17 protein-coding genes and 1 pseudogene are annotated in these 21502 nt (G+C 60.9%); 9 read left to right on the top strand and 9 right to left on the bottom strand.

Going from position 1 to position 21502, the window contains the following annotated elements; translation table 11 throughout:
• Positions 1-10: 10 nt before the first annotated feature.
• The 3 genes from HU770_RS00670 to ptsP are packed head-to-tail and all read right to left on the bottom strand — an operon-like array spanning position 11 to position 5546.
• Positions 11-1750 (bottom strand): PTS fructose-like transporter subunit IIB, encoded by a 1740-nt coding sequence (locus HU770_RS00670; protein ID WP_186660215.1) that lies wholly within the window; start codon positions 1748-1750, stop codon positions 11-13.
• Positions 1747-2694 (bottom strand): 1-phosphofructokinase, encoded by a 948-nt coding sequence (gene pfkB / locus HU770_RS00665; protein WP_186662892.1) that lies wholly within the window; start codon positions 2692-2694, stop codon positions 1747-1749. Before pfkB ends, HU770_RS00670 begins: the two co-directional genes overlap by 4 nt.
• Positions 2694-5546, bottom strand: coding sequence for a phosphoenolpyruvate--protein phosphotransferase (gene ptsP, locus HU770_RS00660; RefSeq protein ID WP_186662891.1), 2853 nt, complete (start codon positions 5544-5546; stop codon positions 2694-2696). The genes pfkB and ptsP overlap by 1 nt, the downstream gene beginning before the upstream one ends.
• Before the next feature lie 287 nt (positions 5547-5833).
• Here ptsP and cra point away from each other — a divergent pair, with 287 nt between their 5' ends.
• Together cra and HU770_RS00650 are read left to right on the top strand one after the other, a co-directional pair.
• Positions 5834-6829: a catabolite repressor/activator gene (cra, locus tag HU770_RS00655; protein WP_186660221.1), complete on the top strand. Its 996-nt coding sequence runs from the start codon at positions 5834-5836 to the stop codon at positions 6827-6829.
• A 2-nt stretch (positions 6830-6831) separates the two neighbouring features.
• Complete coding sequence (locus HU770_RS00650) at positions 6832-7608, top strand: TatD family hydrolase (RefSeq protein ID WP_047582730.1); 777 nt, start codon at positions 6832-6834, stop codon at positions 7606-7608.
• Positions 7609-7626: 18 nt separating this feature from the next.
• Here the strand turns inward: HU770_RS00650 and ampE are convergent, their stop codons facing one another.
• From ampE to HU770_RS00635, 3 genes are all read right to left on the bottom strand, one after another.
• Positions 7627-8457 carry a regulatory signaling modulator protein AmpE gene (gene ampE / locus HU770_RS00645; protein ID WP_186662890.1) on the bottom strand — a complete coding sequence of 277 codons (831 nt, stop codon included), beginning with the start codon at positions 8455-8457 and terminating at the stop codon, positions 7627-7629.
• The gene (ampD, locus tag HU770_RS00640; protein ID WP_033701263.1) at positions 8454-9020 is read right to left on the bottom strand and encodes a 1,6-anhydro-N-acetylmuramyl-L-alanine amidase AmpD; all 567 of its coding nucleotides are present in this window, start codon (positions 9018-9020) and stop codon (positions 8454-8456) included. Before ampD ends, ampE begins: the two co-directional genes overlap by 4 nt.
• An 86-nt stretch (positions 9021-9106) precedes the next feature.
• Positions 9107-11272, bottom strand: a complete 2166-nt coding sequence (locus HU770_RS00635) for a DUF1631 domain-containing protein (RefSeq protein WP_186662889.1) — start codon at positions 11270-11272, stop codon at positions 9107-9109.
• Positions 11273-11514: 242 nt separating this feature from the next.
• Between HU770_RS00635 and nadC the strand changes: the two genes are divergently transcribed.
• The gene (gene nadC, locus HU770_RS00630) at positions 11515-12363 is read left to right on the top strand and encodes a carboxylating nicotinate-nucleotide diphosphorylase (protein ID WP_186660227.1); all 849 of its coding nucleotides are present in this window, start codon (positions 11515-11517) and stop codon (positions 12361-12363) included.
• 63 nt (positions 12364-12426) lie between these two features.
• Here nadC and trxB read toward each other — a convergent pair whose 3' ends face one another.
• On the bottom strand, positions 12427-13389 hold the full coding sequence (trxB, locus tag HU770_RS00625; RefSeq protein ID WP_033701267.1) for a thioredoxin-disulfide reductase: 963 nt from the start codon (positions 13387-13389) through the stop codon (positions 12427-12429).
• A 329-nt stretch (positions 13390-13718) separates the two neighbouring features.
• Between trxB and cysZ the strand changes: the two genes are divergently transcribed.
• The 4 genes and pseudogenes from cysZ to HU770_RS00610 all read left to right on the top strand — a co-directional run bounded on the left by cysZ (position 13719) and on the right by HU770_RS00610 (position 17997).
• A complete protein-coding gene (gene cysZ / locus HU770_RS00620) occupies positions 13719-14483 on the top strand; it encodes a sulfate transporter CysZ (RefSeq protein ID WP_186662888.1) in 765 nt (254 codons plus the stop codon).
• 54 nt (positions 14484-14537) lie between these two features.
• Complete coding sequence (locus HU770_RS00615; RefSeq protein WP_186662887.1) at positions 14538-15818, top strand: site-specific integrase; 1281 nt, start codon at positions 14538-14540, stop codon at positions 15816-15818.
• Between the two features lie 68 nt (positions 15819-15886).
• Positions 15887-16051, top strand: a pseudogene (locus HU770_RS27000) (integrase); the annotation flags it as partial.
• Positions 16052-16521: 470 nt separating this feature from the next.
• Positions 16522-17997, top strand: a complete 1476-nt coding sequence (locus tag HU770_RS00610; protein ID WP_186662886.1) for a DEAD/DEAH box helicase family protein — start codon at positions 16522-16524, stop codon at positions 17995-17997.
• A gap of 1118 nt (positions 17998-19115) precedes the next feature.
• Here the strand turns inward: HU770_RS00610 and HU770_RS00605 are convergent.
• Positions 19116-19553, bottom strand: a complete 438-nt coding sequence (locus tag HU770_RS00605; RefSeq protein WP_148265666.1) for a hypothetical protein — start codon at positions 19551-19553, stop codon at positions 19116-19118.
• 108 nt (positions 19554-19661) lie between these two features.
• Positions 19662-19940 carry a hypothetical protein gene (locus tag HU770_RS00600; protein ID WP_238347458.1) on the bottom strand — a complete coding sequence of 93 codons (279 nt, stop codon included), beginning with the start codon at positions 19938-19940 and terminating at the stop codon, positions 19662-19664.
• A 170-nt stretch (positions 19941-20110) separates the two neighbouring features.
• Between HU770_RS00600 and HU770_RS00595 the strand changes: the two genes are divergently transcribed.
• Positions 20111-20338, top strand: coding sequence for a helix-turn-helix transcriptional regulator (locus HU770_RS00595; RefSeq protein WP_186662885.1), 228 nt, complete (start codon positions 20111-20113; stop codon positions 20336-20338).
• A 440-nt stretch (positions 20339-20778) separates the two neighbouring features.
• A complete protein-coding gene (locus tag HU770_RS00590) occupies positions 20779-21483 on the top strand; it encodes a recombinase family protein (protein ID WP_186662884.1) in 705 nt (234 codons plus the stop codon).
• Positions 21484-21502: the final 19 nt, after the last annotated feature.

Below are 21502 nucleotides of genomic sequence, written 5' to 3'. Positions count from 1 at the left end.
GAACGCTCGATTACCCCTTCACCGGCACCACTGCCAGTTCCACCTGCTCACGCTTCTTGATCACCGCGTACACCACGGCCGTCAGCAGGCTCCCCGCCACGATCGCCAGCAGGTACAGCAACGCATGGTTGATCGCGTTGGGAATCAACAGCACGAACAGGCCCCCGTGCGGTGCCATCAGCTTACAGCCGAAGTACATCGACAACGCACCGGTCAAGGCGCCCCCGGCGACACTGGCCGGAATCACCCGCAGCGGGTCCTTGGCGGCAAACGGGATGGCGCCTTCGGAAATGAAGCACAGCCCCAGGGCCAGCGCGGCCTTGCCCGCCTCGCGTTCGCTCTGGGCAAACTTGTGCCGGGCGATGAAGCTGGCAATCCCCAGGCCGATCGGCGGCACCATGCCGGCAGCCATGGTCGCCGCCATGGGGGCATAGCTCGACGAGGCCAGCAAGCCCACCGAAAAGGCGTAGGCGGCCTTGTTGATCGGCCCGCCCAGGTCCACGCACATCATGCCGCCAAGCACCAGCCCAAGCAGGATGGCGTTGGTGGTGCCCATGCTGTCGAGAAACTGCGTCAGCCCTTCGAGCATCGCCGCCACTGGCTGGCCGACCACATAGATCATCACCAGGCCGGTGAACAGGCTGGCCAACAGCGGAATGATCAGGATCGGCTTGAGCGCCTCCAGGCTGCTTGGCAGCCTCGCCCAACGGGCAATGGCCTTGGCGCTGTAGCCGGCGAGAAACCCTGCAATGATGCCGCCGATGAAGCCAGCCCCCAGGGAGCTGGCCAACAGACCACCGATCATGCCGGGCGCCAGGCCCGGGCGGTCGGCGATCGACCAGGCGATGTAGCCGGCCAACAGCGGCACCATCAGCTTGAACGCCGCCTCGCCGCCAATCTGCATCAAGGCCGCCGGCAAAGTGCCAGGCTCTTTGTAGGCTTCGATACCGAACACGAACGATAATGCGATCAACAGGCCGCCGGCCACCACCATCGGCAGCATGAACGACACCCCGGTAAGCAGGTGCTTGTACACCCCCGTCTTCTCACCCTTCCCGGCGCTGGAGGCCGCAGCGGCATCGGCGGCATGTTCGACCTTGGCTTCGGCCAGGGCCTTGTCCAGGGTGGCGCCAGCCTGCTTGAGGGCGATGCCGGTGCCGCAGCGGTAGATGCGCTTGCCGGCGAAACGCGCCGTGGGCACTTCGATGTCGGCGGCCAGCAGCACCACGTCGGCCTCGGCGATGGCTTGGGCGGACAGTGGGTTACGCGCGCCCACCGACCCTTGAGTCTCCACGGTGAGTTGGTAGCCCTGCTGCTGTGCGGCCTGCTGCAAGGCCTCTGCGGCCATGAAGGTGTGCGCGACGCCGGTCGGGCAGGCAGTCACCGCGACGATCCGCGTGCCAGCGCCACTCACCGCGACCGGGCTGCCGGGCACCTCGGCCAACAGCTGGGCCTTGGCCGCCGCCTCGTCGAGGAAACCCTCGCGGTCGGCCAACGCCTGGGACGGTGTGCTCTGGTACACGCGCTTGCCGACAAAACGGGCCAGGTCCACTGGCCCGGTGCTGACCACCAATACCCAGTCGGCTTCGCTGATCTGTGCCGGCGTCAGCTGCCGCTCGGGGTGCTCGGCGTCCTCCACCTCGACGCTGGTGCTCCAGCCACGACGCTGGGCAGCCGCAGCCAGCAGGCGTGCGCTCAGCACGCTGGACACCTGGCCGTTGGGGCAGGCGGTGACAATGGCAATGTTCATCGGCAACCCTCTTGTTGTTCTGTCACTTGCACGCCCGCTTCCAGGCGTGCCAGTTGCTCGCGGTCACGAATGCCGAAACCGACCTGGGTCACGGCCTGGGCGGCGATGGCGGTGGCTCGGCGCAAGGTCTGCGCGGGCGCCTCGCCAAGCAGCAGGCCATGGACCATGCCCGCCACCAGCGAATCCCCCGCGCCCACGGTGCTGGCAACCCGTACCTTGGGCGGCTGGGCATGCACGGCCAGGTCGCGGGCGAACCAGCTGACGCCCTGCTCGCCGGCGGACACCACCACATGCTCGATGCCACTGGCCAGCAGGCGCTCGGCCGCCGCGCGTTGCTGCGCCGGGCTTTGCACCGCCAGGCCAAGCACCTCGCCAAGTTCCTCGGTATTGGGTTTGACCAACCACGGCGCGCATTGCAGGCCGGCACGCAGCGCTTCGCCGCTGCTGTCCAGGGCAATTTTCAGGCCCTGAGCCTTCAGTTGTTCGAGCAACTGACGGAACCACTCAGGGCTGATACCGCGGGGCAGGCTGCCGGCCACCACCACCGCATCATGCCCGGGGGCGACCTGCAGCAGCCGCCGCAGCAACGCAGCGCGGGCGGCTTCGTCGACCTCTGGCCCCTGGCCGTTGATGTCGGTCACGCGGCCATCGGCTTCGACCAGCTTGATGTTGCTGCGCGTCTCGCCCGCTACGCGGACAAAGCAATCGGTAAAACCACGCCAGTCGATCAAGGCTTCGAACGGCTGCAGGTTGCCCTGCCCGAGGAAGCCGCCAACGGTGACGCTGTGGCCCAGATCGGCCAGTACCTGGGCGACGTTCAGCCCTTTGCCGGCGGCATGGCTGTGCTGCGCCTGGCTGCGATTGACGTGCCCTGGGCGCAAGGTATCGAGGCCGATGGTGATATCCAGCGCCGGGTTCAGGGTGAGGGTGAGGATCTTGGCCATCAGTAACGCTCCACCAGCGCGCGAACCGCCGCGGCGCTGTCTTGTTGCAAGGCTTCGCGCGCCAAGGCGCGGGCCGTCTGGTGATCGGCCTGGCGGACCAGGGCCTTGACTTCGGCAATGCTGCGGGCGGCGACGCTCAACTCGTCAACGTCCAGGCCAAGCAGCACGGCGACCGCCTGCGGGTCGGCGGCCAGCTCACCGCACACGCCCACCCACTTGCCTTCGGCATGGGCAGCGCGCACGGTCATGTCGATCAGGCTCAACACCGCCGGGTGCAGGCCGTCGGCCTGGGCCGACAGGCTCGGGTGGCCACGGTCGATGGCCAGGGTGTATTGGGTCAGGTCGTTGGTGCCGATGCTGAAGAAGTCCACTTCACGTGCCAGCTGCGGCGCCAGCAGGGCCGCCGAGGGCACCTCGACCATGATGCCCAGTTGCAGGTCGGCCACCGGAATTTCCTCACGCAGGCGCTCGACCATGGCCCGCGCTTCACGCCATTCGTGCACCTGGCCGACCATCGGGAACATGATCCGCAGCGGGCGCTGGTCGGCCGCGCGCAGCAAGGCGCGCAGCTGGTCTTCCATCACCTGTGGGCGCTGCAAGGTCAAACGCACACCGCGCACGCCGAGGAAGGGGTTGTCTTCGGCAGCGATCGGCCAGTAAGGCAGCGGCTTGTCGCCGCCGACATCCAGGGTGCGCACCACCAGCGGCCGCCCACCCAGGCCGTCGAGCACGCGGCGGTACTCGGCTTCCTGGGTGGCCACGTCCGGCGCCTGGGGGTGGGCCATGAAAATCAGCTCGGTGCGCAGCAAGCCGACGCCTTCTGCGCCCTGCTCCACGACCTTGTCGATACCGCTGCTCTCGCCGATGTTGGCAAAGACCTCGACGGCATGGCCATCACGGGTGACAGCCGGTTCATGACGATTGGCCCAGGCCGCTTGCAGGCGCTGCTCACGCTGGTCGCGCTCGGCCAGGGCGCGTTGCAGCTCGGCGGCGGCTGGCGCGATGTTCACCACACCGCGTTGCCCATCGAGCAACAATGGCGTGCCGCCATCGAGCAGCAGAATCGCTGCACCGGCGCCGACCACCGCTGGGATGCCCAAGGCGCGCGCGACGATGGCACTGTGAGCAGTCGCCCCGCCCTGGGCGGTGACGATGCCGGCGACCCGGCTTGGGTCCAGCCTGGCCACATCGGAAGGCCCGACCTCGGTCATCACCAGTACATAGGGCTGGTCGGGCTCAACCTGCGCCTGTACGCCGCACAACTGGGCCAGCACGCGGCGGCTGATGTCGCGCAGGTCGGCGGCACGCTCGGCGAGCAAGGCGTCGTGCAGCGACTCCTGCTGCCGGGCGGCCGCCTCGATCACCGCCATCCACGCCGCAGGGGCGCTCTCGCCCTGGGCCAGGCGCTGCTCGACATCATCGGCCAACGCCGGGTCGGCGAGCATTTCCTGGTGGGTGACGAAGATCTCGCCGATGGCCTTGTCGCTGCGCTGGACCAGCGTTTGCAACTCGCCGTTTACCGTTGCCAGGGCCTCGCGCAGCTTGACCCGTTCCTGGGCGGGGGACTCACCGCGCAGCGGGTAGTCGATGTCGCGCTCGACGCAGACGTGCGCCGGGCCACTGGCAATGCCGGGGGCCGCGCCGACGCCCTGAATTCGGCTACCTGCGGCGGGTGCCTGCAGCACCTCCTGCGGCGGGACGGCAAGCGCTGCAGCGCTTTGCGGCAGCGGCTCGACGTCCTCGCCCAGGCCCTGCTCGATGGCCGCCAGCAGCACCGGCAGCGCATCAGCGGCAATACCGGGTTCGGCAATCAGTTCCAGCTCCTGACCACGACGGGCACCGAGGCTGAGCAACTTGCTCAAGCTCTTGACCGACACGGCGGGTTGCGCGCTGTCGGTCAGGCGCACACGGACTTCGCCCTCGAACCCCTTGGCCAGTTGTGCCAGCACCTTGGCCGGGCGGGCATGCAAACCATGCGAGTTGGCCAGCACGATGCGCGCGCTGGGCCAATCTGCCGGCGCCTCGCCGCCCAGCACCTGCAGCACCGCGCGGCTGCTGGTGGCCTGGTAGAGCATCTGCCCGCGCCCTTCGATCAGCACTTCGCACAGGCGCTCGAGCAAGGCCTGATGGGCAGCGCCGAGGCTTGCCAGGCAGAACAAGCCGTTGAGCGGTTGGTCGCGGTAACGCAACGGTTGCTGCGGGGTAATGAATGCCAGGCCAGGCTGGCGCACCTGGCGCTCGCTGTGCAGCCACCACAGGCCCTCGCCCAGTGGCAGCGGCTCGGCCTGTTGCAGCACGGCGGCAAAGCCACTGTCGACGCAACCGGCGCGCTGCAGCAGGCGCGCACCGCGCCAGGCCAGTTCGTCGAAGTCTTCGGCCGGCAGGTTCAGGCCAACCAGTTGCGCATCCAGCGCCAAGGCTTGCGGCGCACCTTGCAACAACTTGAGCAAGGCTTCGGCAGAGCTGGCCCGGCGCAGCGCTTCGGCGAGGTCGGTCTCGCCCAAGGCGCGGGTCAGCAGTTGCAGCAAGCGCAAGTGTTCGTCAGAGCGGGCAGCGATACCGATGGCCAGGTAGACCACCTGGCCATCGCCCCAGTCCACACCCTCGGGGAACTGTAGCAAGCGCACTCCGGTGGTATGCACCAGGTCGCGGGTCTGCGGGGTGCCGTGGGGGATGGCAATGCCCTGGCCGAGGAAGGTCGAGCCCTGCGCCTCACGGGCCTGCAGGCCTTGCAGGTAACCCTCGGCGACCAGGCCGTCGGCAACCAGTTGGTCCGCCAGCAGGCGCAATGCCTCGGCCTTGTCCGCGGCCTTCTGGCCCATGGCTATCTGCCCTGTGGCGAGCTCGAGCATGACCTTCTCCTTTTACAGTGCCCAAAGTCGGGTACTGAGGTTATTGTTGTGAAATTCACGAAAACGGCCAGTTCAACAGCCTTGCACAGGCGGCAGCCAAGGCAGAATATTTGGCAGCTGAAACGTTTAACCTGACCAGGCGGCCACGTTACTCGATAATCTCCCCAGGAAAAAGCCCCATCCTGTCGGACAATTGCGACAATGGTCGTCTGCGCGCGGTGGCAACTCCGGGTCAAACTACCCGGTCAGGCCTCGCAGCCAGCCCCGGTAATAATAAGGAAAATTCGGTGAAACTCAGCGATATCGCCCGTCTGGCCGGTGTGTCCGTGACCACTGCCAGCTACGTCATCAATGGCAAGGCCGAACAGCAGCGCATCAGCAGCGGCACTGTCGAGCGTGTGCGCGCGGTGGTCGAGGCCCATGGCTTCACGCCCAACCCGCAAGCCGCCGGCCTGCGCAGCCGACACACCCGCACATTGGGCTTCATTCTCCCTGACCTTGAGAACCCCAGCTACGCGCGCATCGCCAAGCAGTTGGAACAAGGCGCCCGCGCCCGGGGCTATCAACTGCTGATTGCCAGCAGCGATGACCAGCCCGACAGCGAGCGCCAGCTGCAGCAACTGTTCCGCGCCCGCCGTTGCGACGCCCTGTTCGTCGCCAGCTGCCTGCCGGTGGAAGACGACAGCTACCGTGAACTGCAGGACAAGGGCATGCCGGTGATCGCCATTGACCGCCGCCTGGACCCAGCGCACTTCTGCTCGGTCATCAGCGATGACCGCGATGCCAGCCGCCAGTTGGCGGCCAGCCTGCTAAACGCTGCCCCGCGCAGCATCGCCCTGATCGGCGCGCGCCCTGAGCTTTCGGTCAGCCAGGCCCGTGCCGGCGGCTTCGACGAAGCGCTGCAAGGCTATGCCGGTGAAGTGCGGCGCTACCAGGGCGAGGCATTCAGCCGCGAATGCGGCCAGCGCCTGATGCAGCAACTGATCGACGAGCAAGGCGGGTTGCCCGATGCCTTGGTCACCACTTCCTACGTGCTGCTGCAAGGGGTGTTCGACACCCTGCAGGCGCGCCCCGCCGACTCGCGCCAGCTGCAGCTGGGCACCTTCGGTGACAATCAACTGCTCGATTTCCTGCCGCTTCCGGTCAATGCCATGGCCCAGCAGCACGGGCTGATTGCTGCCACCGCACTGGAGCTGGCCTTGGCTGCAATCGAGGAAAAACGCTACGAACCCGGCGTACACGCCATCGGTCGAACCTTCAAGCAACGGATCACAGCGGGCTGAGCATGCGCCTGATCGACACCCACACCCACCTCGACTTCCCCGACTTCGATGCCGACCGCCCGCGCCTGCTGGCCAACGCGGCGGCGCGAGGGGTTGAACGCATGGTGGTGCTGGGGGTGTATCAGGCGAACTTCCAGCGGGTATGGGACCTGGCCTGCGCCGAGACGCAGGTGTTTGCAGCCCTTGGGCTGCATCCGGTCTATCTCGACCAGCATCGCCCCGAGCACCTCACGCAACTGCGCGACTGGCTGGACCGCCTGCGCGGCGACCCGCGCCTGTGCGCTGTGGGTGAGTTCGGGCTGGACTACTACCTCGAAGCGCTGGACAAGGGCCGCCAACAGGCGCTGTTCGAGGCCCAGTTGCAACTGGCCTGCGACTTCGCACTGCCCGCCTTGCTGCATGTGCGCCGCAGCCACGCCCAGGTGATCGCCACGCTCAAGCGCTACAAGCCGGCGCGGGCGGGGGTGATCCATGCGTTTGCGGGCAGCTACGAAGAAGCGCGTGAATACATCAAGCTCGGGTTTCGCCTTGGCCTTGGCGGGGCAGCCACCTGGCCCCAGGCGTTGCGGCTGCGCAAGACCCTGGCACGGCTACCGCTGGAGAGCGTCGTGCTGGAGACCGATGCGCCGGACATGGCCCCGGTGATGTACCCGGGTGAGCGCAACAGCCCGGAGCACCTGCCTGAGATCGCGGCGGCGCTGGCGCAGGTGATGGGGGTCGATGTCGAGCAATTGGCCGCTGCCAGCAGCCGTAATGCCTGCGAGCTGTTTGGCTGGTAGCCAGCTACCTGGGTAGGCTCAGACCAGCACCGTCCACAAGGCGAACCCGGCATACCACAGCACCGCGCAGCGCAGCAGCAACTCCCACAAGCTGTCCAACCGGCTCAAACCACGCTGGCTGTCTTCTTCCTCGGGAATATCGTCGGCAATCCGGCCGACCCGGGCCACCAGGTGCCCGGCGCTGATGTGCCAGTTGAGCAGTTCGTGGAGCATGACGCGGGTGACCGCGACGAAATTGCCGACCAGCGCGAAGCTCAAGGCCAGCACCCGCACCGGCAGCCAGTCCATGATGTGCCGCAATTGCTCGGCACGCGCCTTGAGCGCGGGCTGATTGCTATGCTCGCCGCACAGCGCCAGCAGGCGATAGGCCAACGCAGCACCTGGGCCGAGCACGAAATACCAGAAGATCACGGCAAAGAAGCTCTGGTAAACCTGCCACAGCAAATAGCCCTGCACGCGCACCAGCAGGCTTTGCGGTTCGTCGGCCACCAGGCCCAGATCGCGCTCGGCAACGTGCAGGGCGGCCTGATCATCACCGCGCCGCCAGGCATCGCGAAACGGCCCCAGCGCCGCCTTCGCATCACCGCGGCCCAGGCTGTAGACCAGCACCAGCAGGTGTACCGGCAATGCCAGCAGGCCATAGGCCACCGGCTCCAGCACATGCAGCAGCAGTACCAGCACCGCTACCGGCGCCAGCACCAGAATGGCCAGCGTCCACCACGGCTGCACCTTGCCGCTGCGCTCCAGGCGCACCATCTCGCCCAGGAAAAAACCATCACGCTGTACTTGATGGCGCAGTGCCGAGAACTTCTCGACCCACAGCGCCAGCAGCAGAACCAGAAAACTCATGGGTAATCCTCGTTATCCTTCACGGTTTGGCGATAGCGGCCCCAGTCGAATGCCGGGCCTGGGTCGGTCTTGCGCACCGGCGCAATGTCGCTGTGGCCCTGGATGCGCGCCAGGCCGATGACCGGCCAGGCGTTGCGGATCTGCCGGGTAAGCTGCGCCAGCGTGGCGTACTGGGCATCGGTGTAAGGCAGGTCGTCAGTGCCTTCGAGCTCGATGCCGATGGAAAAGTCATTGCAGCCTTCACGCCCGTCGAAGCTGGAGACGCCAGCATGCCAGGCGCGGTCGAGCAATGACACGAACTGGGTCACGGCGCCATCGCGCTCGACGAACAGGTGCGCCGACACCGTCAGCTGGCAGATGCTCTGGAAATAGGGGTGCTCATTGGCGTCCAGGCGGTTCTGGAAGAACTCCTGAACCTTGCCGGTGCCGAAACACGCGGGCGGCAGGCTGATGTTGTGGATCACCAGCAGGGAAATCGACTCGCCCTCGGGGCGCGCGTTGAAGTTCGGCGAAGGGCAGTGGGTGATTCCGTGGAACCAGCCGGTGGCGCGGTCCAATTGCATGGTGGCAGATCCTGAAAAACGCCGGGTACAGAACAGCAGTATGCCCTGCGGGCGAGGCCGTTTGCATGTGAATCATTGTAAGGGGGTCAATGCACCTGCTGTTGCCGCAGCCCTTCAAGCACCGACGCCAGCGCCCGTTCGAACAGCAAACCGTCATCGAGCACACGCGCATCCCCCCGCTGCAGCGCCTGGGCCAGGCTGCCAGTGCTCCATTCTCGCACCTTCATGCCCGTGCGATTGGCAAAGACCAACCGATCATTGCTGTCGATACGTGCCACCAGCTTGCAGCGCAGTGGGTCGTCTTCATCGAACACCTCGACCCAGGTGCCGATACGCAGGCGCTGCACTTGGCGCAGTTGCGCGGCGAACCCATCGGCAATGTGCAAGGGCGCACAGGCCGGCTCTTCGGCGAGGGCCAGGACGATGTCCTCGGCTACCCGTACCTCTTGCAACGCCGGGTGGTCATCGGCCAATGGCGGTACGCAAGCCGAGCAGGCACGCAGGTGCAATTGCTCCAGTTGCTGGAAGAAGTCGCGGGTGGCGGACGAGTCCAGCGCCACGCCAGCCAGGCCTTCACGCAAGGCCTTGAGCAGGCCTGGCACCTGTTGCAGCAGTTGCTCGCAGGCCTGGTGCGGGGCAATGCTGACGAGCAGAGTGTCCATGGTGGCCAGGGCATCACGCCACACGGGCGAGCCTTCGCCCTGCTTGAGCCACGCCAGCAGCAGCACCTGGCTCCAGGCCTGCACCAGCATCTGTACCACCACCTGCGGCAACACCCGCCCGCGCAGACGCTGGTTGAGCACTTGCTGCACCCGCAGGCGGGCCTGCAAGGTGCGCGCCCGGCCCTCTTCGGCGTCTCGGGTGCGCTGCTCGAGCAGCTCGTTACGGCGGCGCTCGTCGTGGCTGAAGGCGAGGAATTCGTCGAGCAGTTCGGCGAACAGGCACGCGTCCTCGGTGTAATCGTTGAGCAGGCGCTGAATGATTCGCTCCACCCGCAGATGCAAACTGTCGCGCAGGCCCTCACCGCCGTGCTCCCAGCCGATCGCAGCAGCAGCGATCTCGTTGAGCAGGCGGCGGGCCGGGTGGCTGGCACGGCTGAACAACCCCTTGTCGAGCAGCGCGACCTTGAGCAGCGGGATATGCAAACGCGCAATCAGCGCCCGCAGGCTGGGCGGCAGGTTGTGGTCATTGTGGATATAGCCGAACAGCAGGCCGACCAGGTTGATCATGTCTTCATCGGCGGTGGCGATGCGCCGGCGGGTGCCACTGCGCACACTGACGCGCAACAGCAGTTGCTCAAGCTGCTGGCCGAGTTCGAAGTCATCTGCCGCTTGGGTGGCGGGTACATAGTGTTGCAGGTGCGAGAGCAGGCGCAGCAGGTCGCCGGTGCTGATCGGTTGGGCAGCGGCCACAGCCTGCAAACGCGGTGCGATCTGCCCACGCGACGGGGCCAGCAGTGCCTGCAGCGAAGCAAAAAACGCTTGCCCCGCACTGTCCGCGCCCACCTGCCCCTGTGCCTCCAGGTTTGCCGGCCGGCGCCCGGCACTCATGCGCCGGTCCTCGGCACGCCGACGCGGTGCGGGTTGCAACTCGGGCAGCACGCCGGCGGCGGCCAGCAACTGGTTGGCCTCCGCGTAAAGCACATCGACATCACGCAGCACGTAGCGCTCGAAGAGCTTGAGCAACACCAGCTTCACCCGCAGACCGACCCCCAGGTTGCGGCCCGCATCGAGAAAATAACCGCACAGGGCAGCAGGCCCGACCGGGTTCTGCTGCTCCGCTACAGGGCTATCGAGCAAGGCCTGCAAGCGCAGGCCCAGTTGCTGGAGGGCAATGCCGTCACGCGAGAGCACCCGCGCGACCATCCCTTCAAGCGCCGATGCGCGCTCCAGTTGCGCCTTGCTCGCTGCGCTTTGCGTTTCACCCAGGCACCCCAAGGGGTCGACCTTGCCGATGCTGGCGAAGGTGTCGTAGAAGGTATCGAGAAAGCCCCGCTCGATGCTTTTGCGCTTCAGGCGCACGTCGCGCATCGCTTCGAAATACAGGTTCTGGTCGCAGCGCTCGAAGGCCTTGTCGGCCATCTCGAACAGGGTGTCGTCGGCGTTGTCGAACAAGGCTTGCAGGCCTTGGCGCAATTGCAGTGCAGCCTTGTCGCGCACTTGCAGGAGCAATACCGGAAGGCAAGGCAGAGGCGTGCGCGCCCCTCTGTCGATGGCTGCCGCCAGCGGCACCACCTTGCCTTCTTTATGCATCCCGAACTCCTTGCAGGCTCGCTTGCCCGAGCGGGCAATAATTCGTCAAAGCTATGACGCCAAATACTGGGCACTATTATCAGCAAAAAATCTGATAGCTGCCAGCGCCGTTTCGCGTACGGGGAAATGACCCTGCTTTGCCGCACATGCTCACACCGACCGACCAAAGGTCACCCGCCAGGGCGCTGTACACACCGGCCCCCTGCCCTATAATCGCCGGCATCTAGCTTGTGGAGCCGACCATGCCGAACCTACGCCTCGCCGACCTGACCGCCGAAATCGAAGCCAACGTGCGCCGCGCGCTGCTGGAGGACATCGGCAGTGGCGATATCACCGCGCAGCTGATCCCTGCCGAGCGCCTGGCCAAGGCGACCATCATTACCCGCGAGGACTGCGTGATCGCCGGCACCGCCTGGGTCGACGCCGTGTTTCGCCAGCTCGACCCGCGGGTAGCCGTGCACTGGCAAGTCGCCGACGGCGACCGCGCGCTGGCCAACCAGCCGCTGTTCCACCTGGAAGGCCCGGCACGCTCGCTGCTCAGCGGTGAGCGCAGTGCGCTCAACTTTTTGCAGATGCTGTCTGGCGTCGCCACGCGCGCGCGCTTTCTGGCCGACCTGGTCGACGGCACCCAGGTGCGCCTGCTCGACACCCGCAAGACCCTGCCCGGCCTGCGCCTGGCGCAAAAGTACGCAGTCACCTGTGGCGGTTGCGACAACCACCGCATCGGCCTTTACGATGCCTTCCTGATCAAGGAAAACCACATCGCCGCCAGCGGTGGCGTGCCTGAAGCGGTCGCAGCAGCGCACCGCATCGCCCCTGGCAAACCCGTGGAAATCGAGGTCGAAAGCCTGGACGAACTGCGCCAGGCCCTGAGTGCGGGCGCGGATATCATCATGCTCGACGAGCTGACCCTGGATGAAATGCGCGAAGCGGTGCGCATCACCGCAGGCAAGGCCAAACTTGAGGCCAGCGGCGGCGTCAACGAGAGCACCTTGCGGGTGATTGCCGAAACCGGCGTCGATTACATCTCCATTGGTGCCATGACCAAGGATGTGAAGGCGGTGGACTTGTCGATGCGCTTGAGCCTCTGAAGGCGCAGAAAATTGCAGGCATGAAAAAACCGGCCAGATGGCCGGTTTTTTTTTAACGTTGGATCAGAACGAGGCGTTGGCCAAGCCGTCCAGGTAACGCTCGACGTCCAGTGCCGCCATGCAGCCTGCACCGGCCGAGGTGATGGCCTGACGGTAGACGTGGTCGGCCACGTCGCCCGCTGCGAACACACCTTCGACGTTGGTGGCAGTGGCGTTGCCTTCACGGCCGCCATTGACCACCAGGTAGCCGTCCTTGAGGGTCAGCTGGCCTTCGAACAGCGACGTGTTCGGCGTGTGGCCGATGGCGATGAACACGCCGTCGACCTTGATTTCGTCGCTGCTGCCATCGTTGTTCTTCAGGCGCGCACCGGTCACGCCCATGTTGTCACCCAGTACTTCGTCCAGGGTGGCGTTGAGCTTGAGCTCGATCTTGCCTTCGGCCACGCGGGCGTTGAGCTTGTCGACCAGAATCTTCTCGGCACGGAAGGTTTCGCGACGGTGAACCAAGGTCACCTTGCTGGCGATGTTGGCCAGGTACAGCGCCTCTTCAACCGCGGTGTTGCCACCGCCGACAACGGCTACCGGCTTGTTGCGGTAGAAGAAGCCGTCACAGGTAGCGCAGGCCGAAACACCCTTGCCCATGAAGGTTTCTTCCGACGGCAGGCCCAGGTAGCGAGCGCTGGCGCCAGTGGCAACGATCAGCGCGTCGCAGGTATAGGTGCCACTGTCACCTTGCAGGGTGAATGGCTTGTTGGCCAGGTCGACAGCGTTGATGTGGTCGAAGACGATCTCGGTCTCGAAGCGCTCGGCGTGCTCTTGCATGCGCTGCATCAGGGCTGGGCCAGTCAGGCCATGGGGGTCGCCCGGCCAGTTGTCGACTTCGGTGGTGGTCGTCAGCTGGCCACCGGCCTGCATGCCGGTGATCAGCAGCGGCTTGAGGTTGGCACGGGCGGCATAGACTGCGGCGCTGTAACCGGCAGGGCCGGAACCGAGGATGATGACGCGCGAATGACGTACTTCAGACATGTCGAACTCCTGTCGAGCCGGCCGCACGGGGCCAGCATCGGTGTGCCGGCGGTGCCAGCTGGAATTTAAAAAGGACCCACGCAACCTTGGGGAAGGCTACAACGCGTCGGTCCAGAACCTAAAAGTTGAGCGCACTGTAGCGAGGTCGCAAAGATTAAGGAAATATCCTTCGACAATCCACCTCATAGGCATCGTCTATTCAGCAATTTCATTCACGAAAAACGCCCTGATGCTTTTGTTACAGCCGGTTTCGCCGACATCGCCCGCCTTTCGTCGGCGCAACAAACTCGGTAAGGTCAGCGCGTTTTCCTTATGTTCGGAGTGTCTCGATGCAAGCCCCTGTCCTCTCTGGCCCCCAGTATCTGCGCGAAGGCCTGAAACTGGTGCTGAGCCCGAACCTGCGGTTGTTCGTGCTGCTGCCCCTGGCGGTCAACCTGCTGCTGTTCGGCGGCCTGATCTACTTTGCCGGCCACCAGTTCAGTGTGTGGGTCGACGCGCTGATGCCGACCCTGCCAAGCTGGTTGAACTTCCTCACGTACATTCTCTGGCCACTGTTCGTCGCCCTGGTGGTGCTGATGGTGTTCTTCACCTTCACCTTGGTGGCCAACGTCATTGCCGCGCCGTTCAATGGTTTTCTGGCCGAAAAGGTCGAAGTGGTGGTGCGCGGCGAAGACAATTTCCCCGCGTTCAGCTGGGCTGAGCTGGTGGCCATGGTGCCGCGCACCTTTGGCCGCGAGATGCGCAAGCTGGGCTACTTCCTGCCCCGGGCGATCGGCCTGTTCATCCTGTCGTTGATCCCGGTGGTCAACGTGATCGCGGCGCCGCTGTGGCTGATTTTTGGGGTATGGATGATGGCTATCCAATACATCGACTACCCGGCGGACAACAACAAGATGAGCTGGCAGGACATGCTCGCCTGGCTGCGCAGCAAGCGCTGGCAGTCGCTGGGCTTTGGCGGCATCACCTACCTGGCGCTGATGGTGCCGGTGGTGAACGTGCTGATGATGCCAGCGGCGGTGGCCGGTGCTACGTTGTTCTGGGTGCGGGAAAAGGGCGACATCCGCGTCAGCAAGCCGGCCAATCAGGACGCCTGATAACCACGTAAGAGATGCCCTTTCCCAGCCTACTGATACACAAGGCTGGTACACATGGCACTGATAGCACAACCATTCAGGCACCCCGACTCGGGCATTTATTACCTACGTCGCAGGGTGCCGGATGACCTCAGGCAAATCATCGGTAAGACTGAGATACGCCGCTCGTTAAATACCCGACACCACCAGCAAGCGAAGGCTGCATTTGCCCTTGCTTATGCAGAGTCCGAGAGGCTGTTTAATGATGCCCGCCAGAGCCTCTACATTGAGCCCCGTAAGCAAGATACGATAGTCCAGCCTCTACCTACGCCAACTCTGCCTGACCTCAAGGAAAGCTCCATAAGGCTCTCAGAAGCGCTCAGCCGCTACGTCCAGTCCATCTCCCTGTCTGGTAGATCTGAGTACGTTTCGCGGCGCCATGCGGTGGACTACAGCCGTGCCGTCAATCGATTCATTACAGACATGGGTGACAAGCCAATCGCCTCGATACAGCCATCGGACATCCATGCATTCGCGGCAAACTTGATTCAGCCTGCTGAGGAGAAGGTAAGGCCGCTGGCTACCTCATCTACTCGCTTGCTGTTGGCCCGACTGTCATCGGTGATGGCCTTCACCGTCGATTCAGGTCTGCTTGAAACGAATCCCGTAACCGCGTCGCGCATTCACAAGAGACTGGGGTCGGGCAAACCAAAACGACGCTTGGACGATAACCGAGGCTACACCTGGGACGAGCTGGTTACGCTTTTCAGCCACACAGAATTTCAACAGCTACGAAATGCCGAAGGTCGGCCAGGTAATGCTGTGTACTGGATACCTTTAATAGCCGCGTACACAGGAGGCCGACGTGAGGAGCTGGCTCAGCTCTATGTGGAGGATATCCACCAGCATGAGGGCGGCGCTTGGTTCATTCGGATCATTGATGATCAGCCCGACAAGTCAGTTAAGACGGACAGCAGCCGCAGGGAAGTCCCTGTTCATCCCGACCTAATCGCCCTGGGCTTGCTCACACTCGTACAAAACCGCAGGCCTGGAACCAGAGTCTTTCCGCAGTTAGTAAAGGTGAGCGACGGCTTTGCAGGGATCGTGTCCAAGACATGGCGACCAGTTACGCAGCGTTGTGGTGTGTACCAACCTGGTCGTAACCCACTGCATGCTTTCCGGCACAGCTTCAAGACCCTTGCAAGAGAGCACGGTATACCTAAGGAGGTGAGTGACTGGATCACTGGCCATGCATCGGGTCACATAGGGGACAGTTACGGCGTTAACCCCCTCTCCCGCATGGCAATGGAGATCCAGAAGCTTCCCAGTCTTGCTAAAGCTGCCGGACTTCTCTGACGAAGATACCCGTGAGATGCATCCCTGCCGTCTCAAGGCGGTTCGACCGGCGAGAGGCTCCACAGCTACGGCATACGCTCATCGATGACCTACATGACGCTGGGGTTCAGGATTCGCATATCAAACGGATTGCTGGACATGAAGATGGAGCAGTCACCTTCAGTATCTACGGCAGCCGTAGCCCTCTGAGGGCGATGCTAGAGGCCCTGAAGCACATCCACATTCCAGGCTGAATGCTTTGCACGCAGAAGCGCTAGCCTGAACCCTAGGTTGTCTACACGGCTGGGTACTTACCCATTTGGGTGCATGAGTAACCATCCCGACGCCTGTTGTCTATACATCTACTCATTTGCGTACGTACGCACGTACGCACTTGTATAGGTAAGCCATTGATCAATGGATCAAGCAATCACTTGATCAATGGCTCACGTGCTTGAGTGCTTGAGTGCTTGAGTGCTTGAGTGCTTGAGTGCTTGAGTGCTTGAGTGAGTAATTACGCACCCAATCAATTAATTAAGCAATTAAGCAATTAAGCAATTAAAGGCAAATCAACGACGAACAATAGTCACAATAAAAAATTATTTACCCTATTGACATGAAGGAGAGTCGAGTCAAAAATGATCGCCATCAACTTCACAGCCAACTACATACACTATCTATCCGAAACTTATTTGTAGCCACACCCCTTCACACCAATCGACTAATGAAAATCATCAACACCTTAATAGCACCGCCCGGAGCGGGTAAAACCACCTGGCTAATAAATACTCTCAATGAAAATCGTAGGCAGCGGTCAATAATTGCATTTCCTACCAAGCTTCTTTCCACAGAAGTGCAAAGCAGGTTGAAAACCTTAAACCTTGAATTCAATGCAATTGATAGCGACACAGTAGAAGGCTCTGTAACTCAATGCTTGGAGACAAACCTACTACACCAAAACGATCAGATAATCATATGCACGCATGAGTCTCTCAGACTGATTAAACCAAGCACGCTACAAGGCTGGCATATATACATAGACGAAATACCTACAACATGGGATTGTGAAACACTCACCTTTACAGAAATTTCATATCAAGCAGTAATAGCGCAATACATTGACGACAGCGAAGCAGGCAGCAAGCAAATAAAAGTGAAAACTGCCTGCAAGCAATTAATTCACGAACTCGCCACAAAGCACGATACAACAATATCGAAAGAAGCCCGCAAATTATTTAAATCGCTTTTAGATCAAAGGTACGCAATTGAAATTGACCCGCTGGACGTCAAGAAAAATAGAACCGTACGAGTAATCGGAGTCAAAGACTATATCCCTGCATTCGAGGCAGCAGAGTCAATTACCATCATGGGCGCAGAGATTGAGAAATCGCTTCTTGGAGTTATTTTGAGGGGAGCAGGCTGGACGACCCTCCCGATCAATGCAGACCTGGGTTTTGAAGGCTACCAGAATAAGGTCATTATCCACCCATTCCTCGAAAACAAACCTTATTCGAAGAAGATTGCACTAATGAAAGGAGGCAAGGAAAATAACGAGTACCAAGAAGACTGCTTGCTTGACGCCTGGCTGAGAAAGGATGTTCTGCGAATAATTGGTTCTAAGAAAGCGATCCTAGTTGCACACGCCTGGTGCGCAATTCCTCTATCTGAGTCCAGCAACATAACGCCCATCAAGATCGATAGTCGTGGAGTCAATGAATATAATGATTACACCATTGCTGTCTGCCTTCAGCATGGCAACATAACCCCTATCGAGAACAGAAGCATTCCGACCCTGGCGGAACTCCTTTCGAAAAACTGCTCTATTGATGCGAAGCAAATTAGAGAGGCTATCAAGTACGAGAGATTTTATGAATCTACTCTGCAATCTGTTTGCAGGACCGCTCTACGATCACGAGACCATGGAGATGAAATTTTACTCTTCGTCCAAGATCAGTGCATAGCTAAATTTCTTCTCGATAAAATTCAAGACTGCATCATAGACAACACTTACTCCGAGGTAGTGGTGAGCGAGAAATCTTCCGCCAAGACCATTAGAGAAAGTCTTCAACAGCAAGCAGTCATGTTATGGAGCAATGGGCACAAAGAAGATTCTATTGCTGATAAATTAGGAAAAACCACAAAAACAATAAGGAATTGGCTCAAACCTCACAAACAGCTTAGAGCAATACAAGGGGGTTAGAGACTGGAAATTTTCCCTTAAGAATTCTCTAAGAGATTTTTTCCACCGACCTTGATAATCAGCATCACGATCATCAACAGTCGAGCTAACCAGTGCAAAAAGTAAAGTCCAGGAGGCAGGTGAACACCACCACTGCCCCTTCTTATAGTCCTGGCGTGAGGCAAGAATACAATTCTATGCAGAGGGAAGGAACAAGGGCGAGCAGAGCCCCTTCCCGCTCTTGATCTTGCTGTGTAGATATACACTGCAGCCTCAGCCACGATTAGTACACGCTTAAGAGCACGCAGCGACCATGGTCAAATTTAGCAAAGTGTACTCATGTGCACCATTACACTATTTAAGAGTTATCAGCAGAGTGGGGAGGGCTTTCCTCCTCCCTCCACCTAGACATAAACACAAGCATCACTCCGTGCCCAGCGGCACAGGTGTGGGATAACGGTGCAGGTCACCAAAGACGGAAGTAAGCAGGGAGCATACAATGCATGCCCCTTGCTTGCTCACTACTGGACGCAACAAGCGATTTAACGCAAGACCATTCCCGGCTGAAGGATTGAAGCTCTAATGATGCAATCGAAGATTCCATCCTGCTTCGCGTCTTCGTTCACAGCATCCAGCCAGCCAAGCTCAGACAGCCTCATCATGGCACGAGAAATACGTTCGCTATCGATGCAACAAAGGCGAGGCAAGGACTCAATCTCAATTCTCGCCCCTCCTTCACTGTCCATCCGTGCCAAGAGAAGCAGCATCAGTGACACCTCATCTGGGCACGCTTGTATTAGCGCCGCCATCAGCTCGAATGTACATCGCGGAGGATGTACTGGCTCCCCATGGTCATAGATCAAAGGGGGTCTGCCGTCCCATTTATCCGCCATCAGCTGATACCCCGCACGTTGCCGATAAAGGCTACCATTGCGTGATGCTTCGTCTGGGCCAGCTTACCCGGTTCCTCGAATAAGGCTTGACTGGCCCACGCCTTGTCTTGCTCTTGACCGGGGATGCTTTCGGGTGAAACGTGTCGTTCAGTCATAAGTAATCCTCTGCAATGCAGTTAAAAGTTCGTTTGTCTTACGGACTTACCGGCTTACTGACTTACCGCTGGATCACGTTTCGCAGACCAGCTACTGGGAAAATTTGTCCTCCGTCAATAGAGCACGCCTACTCGTCTCATACTGGGTCGCAGCCATGGCATCTTTGGGTGCGGATATGGTCATCCCAGCCACATAAACCGACCACTTCGAGTACAAGTCCTTACTCAGCTCCAGGGTCTTGGTAGACACCTTGGCTTGCTTGAGGCGGGCGATGGCTTCATTCCCCAGCTGGTACGCGTATTGCTGGCAGTCCGCTAATGCTTGAGCGCGGTCGTCTGGCCGCTTACTCGACCCATAGCCACGAAGCTGACTGTAGAGGATGTAACCCATTGCTGCTTCCTGGCCGCATCTCCCGGCGTTGTGCTCAAGCACATTCTGGAAATTCCAAGCCGGAGAGAAGGTGTCTTTGTACTTGACTTCAATCGGCGTGAACGTCCATCGCTCAGCAGGTGCAGCATCTGTGTACACGATTGGTTCGTACCGGGACTGAGCACACCCAGCCAAGAGACCCAGCGCTCCTGCGACCGCGACGCTTCTAATCGTACAACGCATCGTCAAACTTCTCTCGTAGTGGTATCACTGAATCCTGATGGCGCTATAGCCTTTGCCGATCATGCAGTTCTGGTACGCCTTCTGCTGCTTGAGCTGGATGTTTGCACCCTCGGCAATGGTGCCACGGTACTCCCAGTCGGCAACCTGGATCATCGCAGACTGGTTCTGGCACTTGGCGTCATCCTGCATCACCGTCTCATCAGAGGCCCCAGGCTTCACCATCCGGTACTGCGGGGTAGTACAGCCAGCCACCAGCACCACAGCCCCGGTAACCAGCAAGGCCAACGATCTTCCTTTCAACATCAACATTCCAGCCTCTACTTGAGTAGCGACCATCACAGCCGCCGCTGCAATAGCAACATGCCATTGTCCGAGCAGGATGATGCCATGCCGCCAAGTAAATTCACAGTATACTGTGAAGACGCAAGCACAGCCCGCCCCGAGAGTGCTACCTCATACAGAGGGGGTACGGTTTGGACGCAGGGCTGGCATTCGGTAGGGTTCTCCGTGAAAGACGGAAGCAGGCAGGACTGACGCAGGAGAAGCTGGCGCTGGAAGCGGATGTGCAAAGGAACTACGTCAGCCTCATTGAAAGGGGCGTTCACCAGCCCACCATCAACATCATCTTCAAGCTAGCATCCGCACTCGGGTGCAAACCGTCTGACCTAGTTGCAGACGTCGAGACGCTCCTCCACGATTGACCCTTGCTCGCTACGACAGTAGCTCGGCCTGCTTAATCCGAGGCCAGGTAACGCTACTTTGCGCTACAGCCCCTACAGATCAAGCTTTCGATTACTAGACGCATAACTAATCTCGAACTAATTACCCCAACGCGTATTTTCTGGAAATGCCCTCCTCTCACTAACATCTAAGGCCCTAGGTACGTGGCATTGATGGTGACGGCGCTAAGCAAATGTCGCCATACGGCCTTATCTCCCGCAATTCGGTGAAGTGCGGCCACCAAGCTGCCTGGACTTTCCCCCAGCGGGGAGTAGTAACCTTCCTGTAATGAAGGGGCTTGTGATGTAGCCCAGTCTTACCCGCCATCGAGCGGCGCCGTGAAATGACCATTACAACTGTTGATCGGTCGTTGTAACAGTTGTAAAGTGGCATCACTAGCCGCTCGAAAAGAATCGCCACCATGGAAGTTGTCGCCTACTACCGAGTTTCGACCAAGGGCCAGGGCGAGTCCGGTTTGGGCCTTGAAGCCCAGCGGGAGTACATCAAGTTTGCTGCCGAGCAGCATGGCTGGGTGGTGGTGGCTGAGTTTCAAGACGTCGGCGTATCAGGTTCGATTCACCCGCTAGAGCGTCCAGCAGCTTCCAAGGCGTTTGCAGACGGTCGCCCAGTAGTGGTGGCCAAGCTGGACCGCCTGAGCCGCGACGTAGAGCATATAGCGGGCTTGATGAAGCGCCACAAGTTTCGTGTGGCCACTATGCCCACTGCGGACACGTTCCAGTTGCATATCTATGCTGTTCTGGCCGAGCAGGAACGCACTTTTATCAGCGAACGCACCAAAGCCGCATTAAAGTCGCTGGAAGCTCGTGCAGCAGCAGGGGACTTAGAAGCGGTGCAGAAGATCGAGAACCGCTCTCAGGCACTCGCCAAGGGCCGGAGTAAGTTGAACAGAGGTAGAGGGCACGCCACCCAGCGGCGCCAGGCAGACGACCGTGCCGCACTGGTCAAGGACGCCATAGAGCTGTGTGTACTCAAGGGGGCCAGTAGCCTACAGGCCGTGGCCGACTGCCTGATAGCACGCAACATACCTACCGCCCGTGGAGGTCAATGGTCAGCAACATCAGTGATGCGAGTGATGCAGCGGCTGGAATTGCAACTGGTCAAGTGAGCGGCACTAGAACAAGGTT

Source organism: Pseudomonas sp. SWRI68, assembly GCF_014269165.1.
GTDB lineage: Bacteria > Pseudomonadota > Gammaproteobacteria > Pseudomonadales > Pseudomonadaceae > Aquipseudomonas > Aquipseudomonas capeferrum.
This window is presented reverse-complemented; position numbering and strand designations above follow the sequence as displayed.

Coding starts and splice junctions, on each gene's coding strand:
- HU770_RS00670 (WP_186660215.1), bottom strand. CDS start 1,750: ATGAACATTGCCATTGTCACCGCCTGCCCCAACGGCCAGGTGTCCAGC.
- pfkB (WP_186662892.1), bottom strand. CDS start 2,694: ATGGCCAAGATCCTCACCCTCACCCTGAACCCGGCGCTGGATATCACC.
- ptsP (WP_186662891.1), bottom strand. CDS start 5,546: ATGCTCGAGCTCGCCACAGGGCAGATAGCCATGGGCCAGAAGGCCGCG.
- HU770_RS00650 (WP_047582730.1), top strand. CDS start 6,832: ATGCGCCTGATCGACACCCACACCCACCTCGACTTCCCCGACTTCGAT.
- ampE (WP_186662890.1), bottom strand. CDS start 8,457: ATGAGTTTTCTGGTTCTGCTGCTGGCGCTGTGGGTCGAGAAGTTCTCG.
- ampD (WP_033701263.1), bottom strand. CDS start 9,020: ATGCAATTGGACCGCGCCACCGGCTGGTTCCACGGAATCACCCACTGC.
- HU770_RS00635 (WP_186662889.1), bottom strand. CDS start 11,272: ATGCATAAAGAAGGCAAGGTGGTGCCGCTGGCGGCAGCCATCGACAGA.
- nadC (WP_186660227.1), top strand. CDS start 11,515: ATGCCGAACCTACGCCTCGCCGACCTGACCGCCGAAATCGAAGCCAAC.
- trxB (WP_033701267.1), bottom strand. CDS start 13,389: ATGTCTGAAGTACGTCATTCGCGCGTCATCATCCTCGGTTCCGGCCCT.
- cysZ (WP_186662888.1), top strand. CDS start 13,719: ATGCAAGCCCCTGTCCTCTCTGGCCCCCAGTATCTGCGCGAAGGCCTG.
- HU770_RS00615 (WP_186662887.1), top strand. CDS start 14,538: ATGGCACTGATAGCACAACCATTCAGGCACCCCGACTCGGGCATTTAT.
- HU770_RS00610 (WP_186662886.1), top strand. CDS start 16,522: ATGAAAATCATCAACACCTTAATAGCACCGCCCGGAGCGGGTAAAACC.
- HU770_RS00600 (WP_238347458.1), bottom strand. CDS start 19,940: ATGTTGAAAGGAAGATCGTTGGCCTTGCTGGTTACCGGGGCTGTGGTG.
- HU770_RS00590 (WP_186662884.1), top strand. CDS start 20,779: ATGGAAGTTGTCGCCTACTACCGAGTTTCGACCAAGGGCCAGGGCGAG.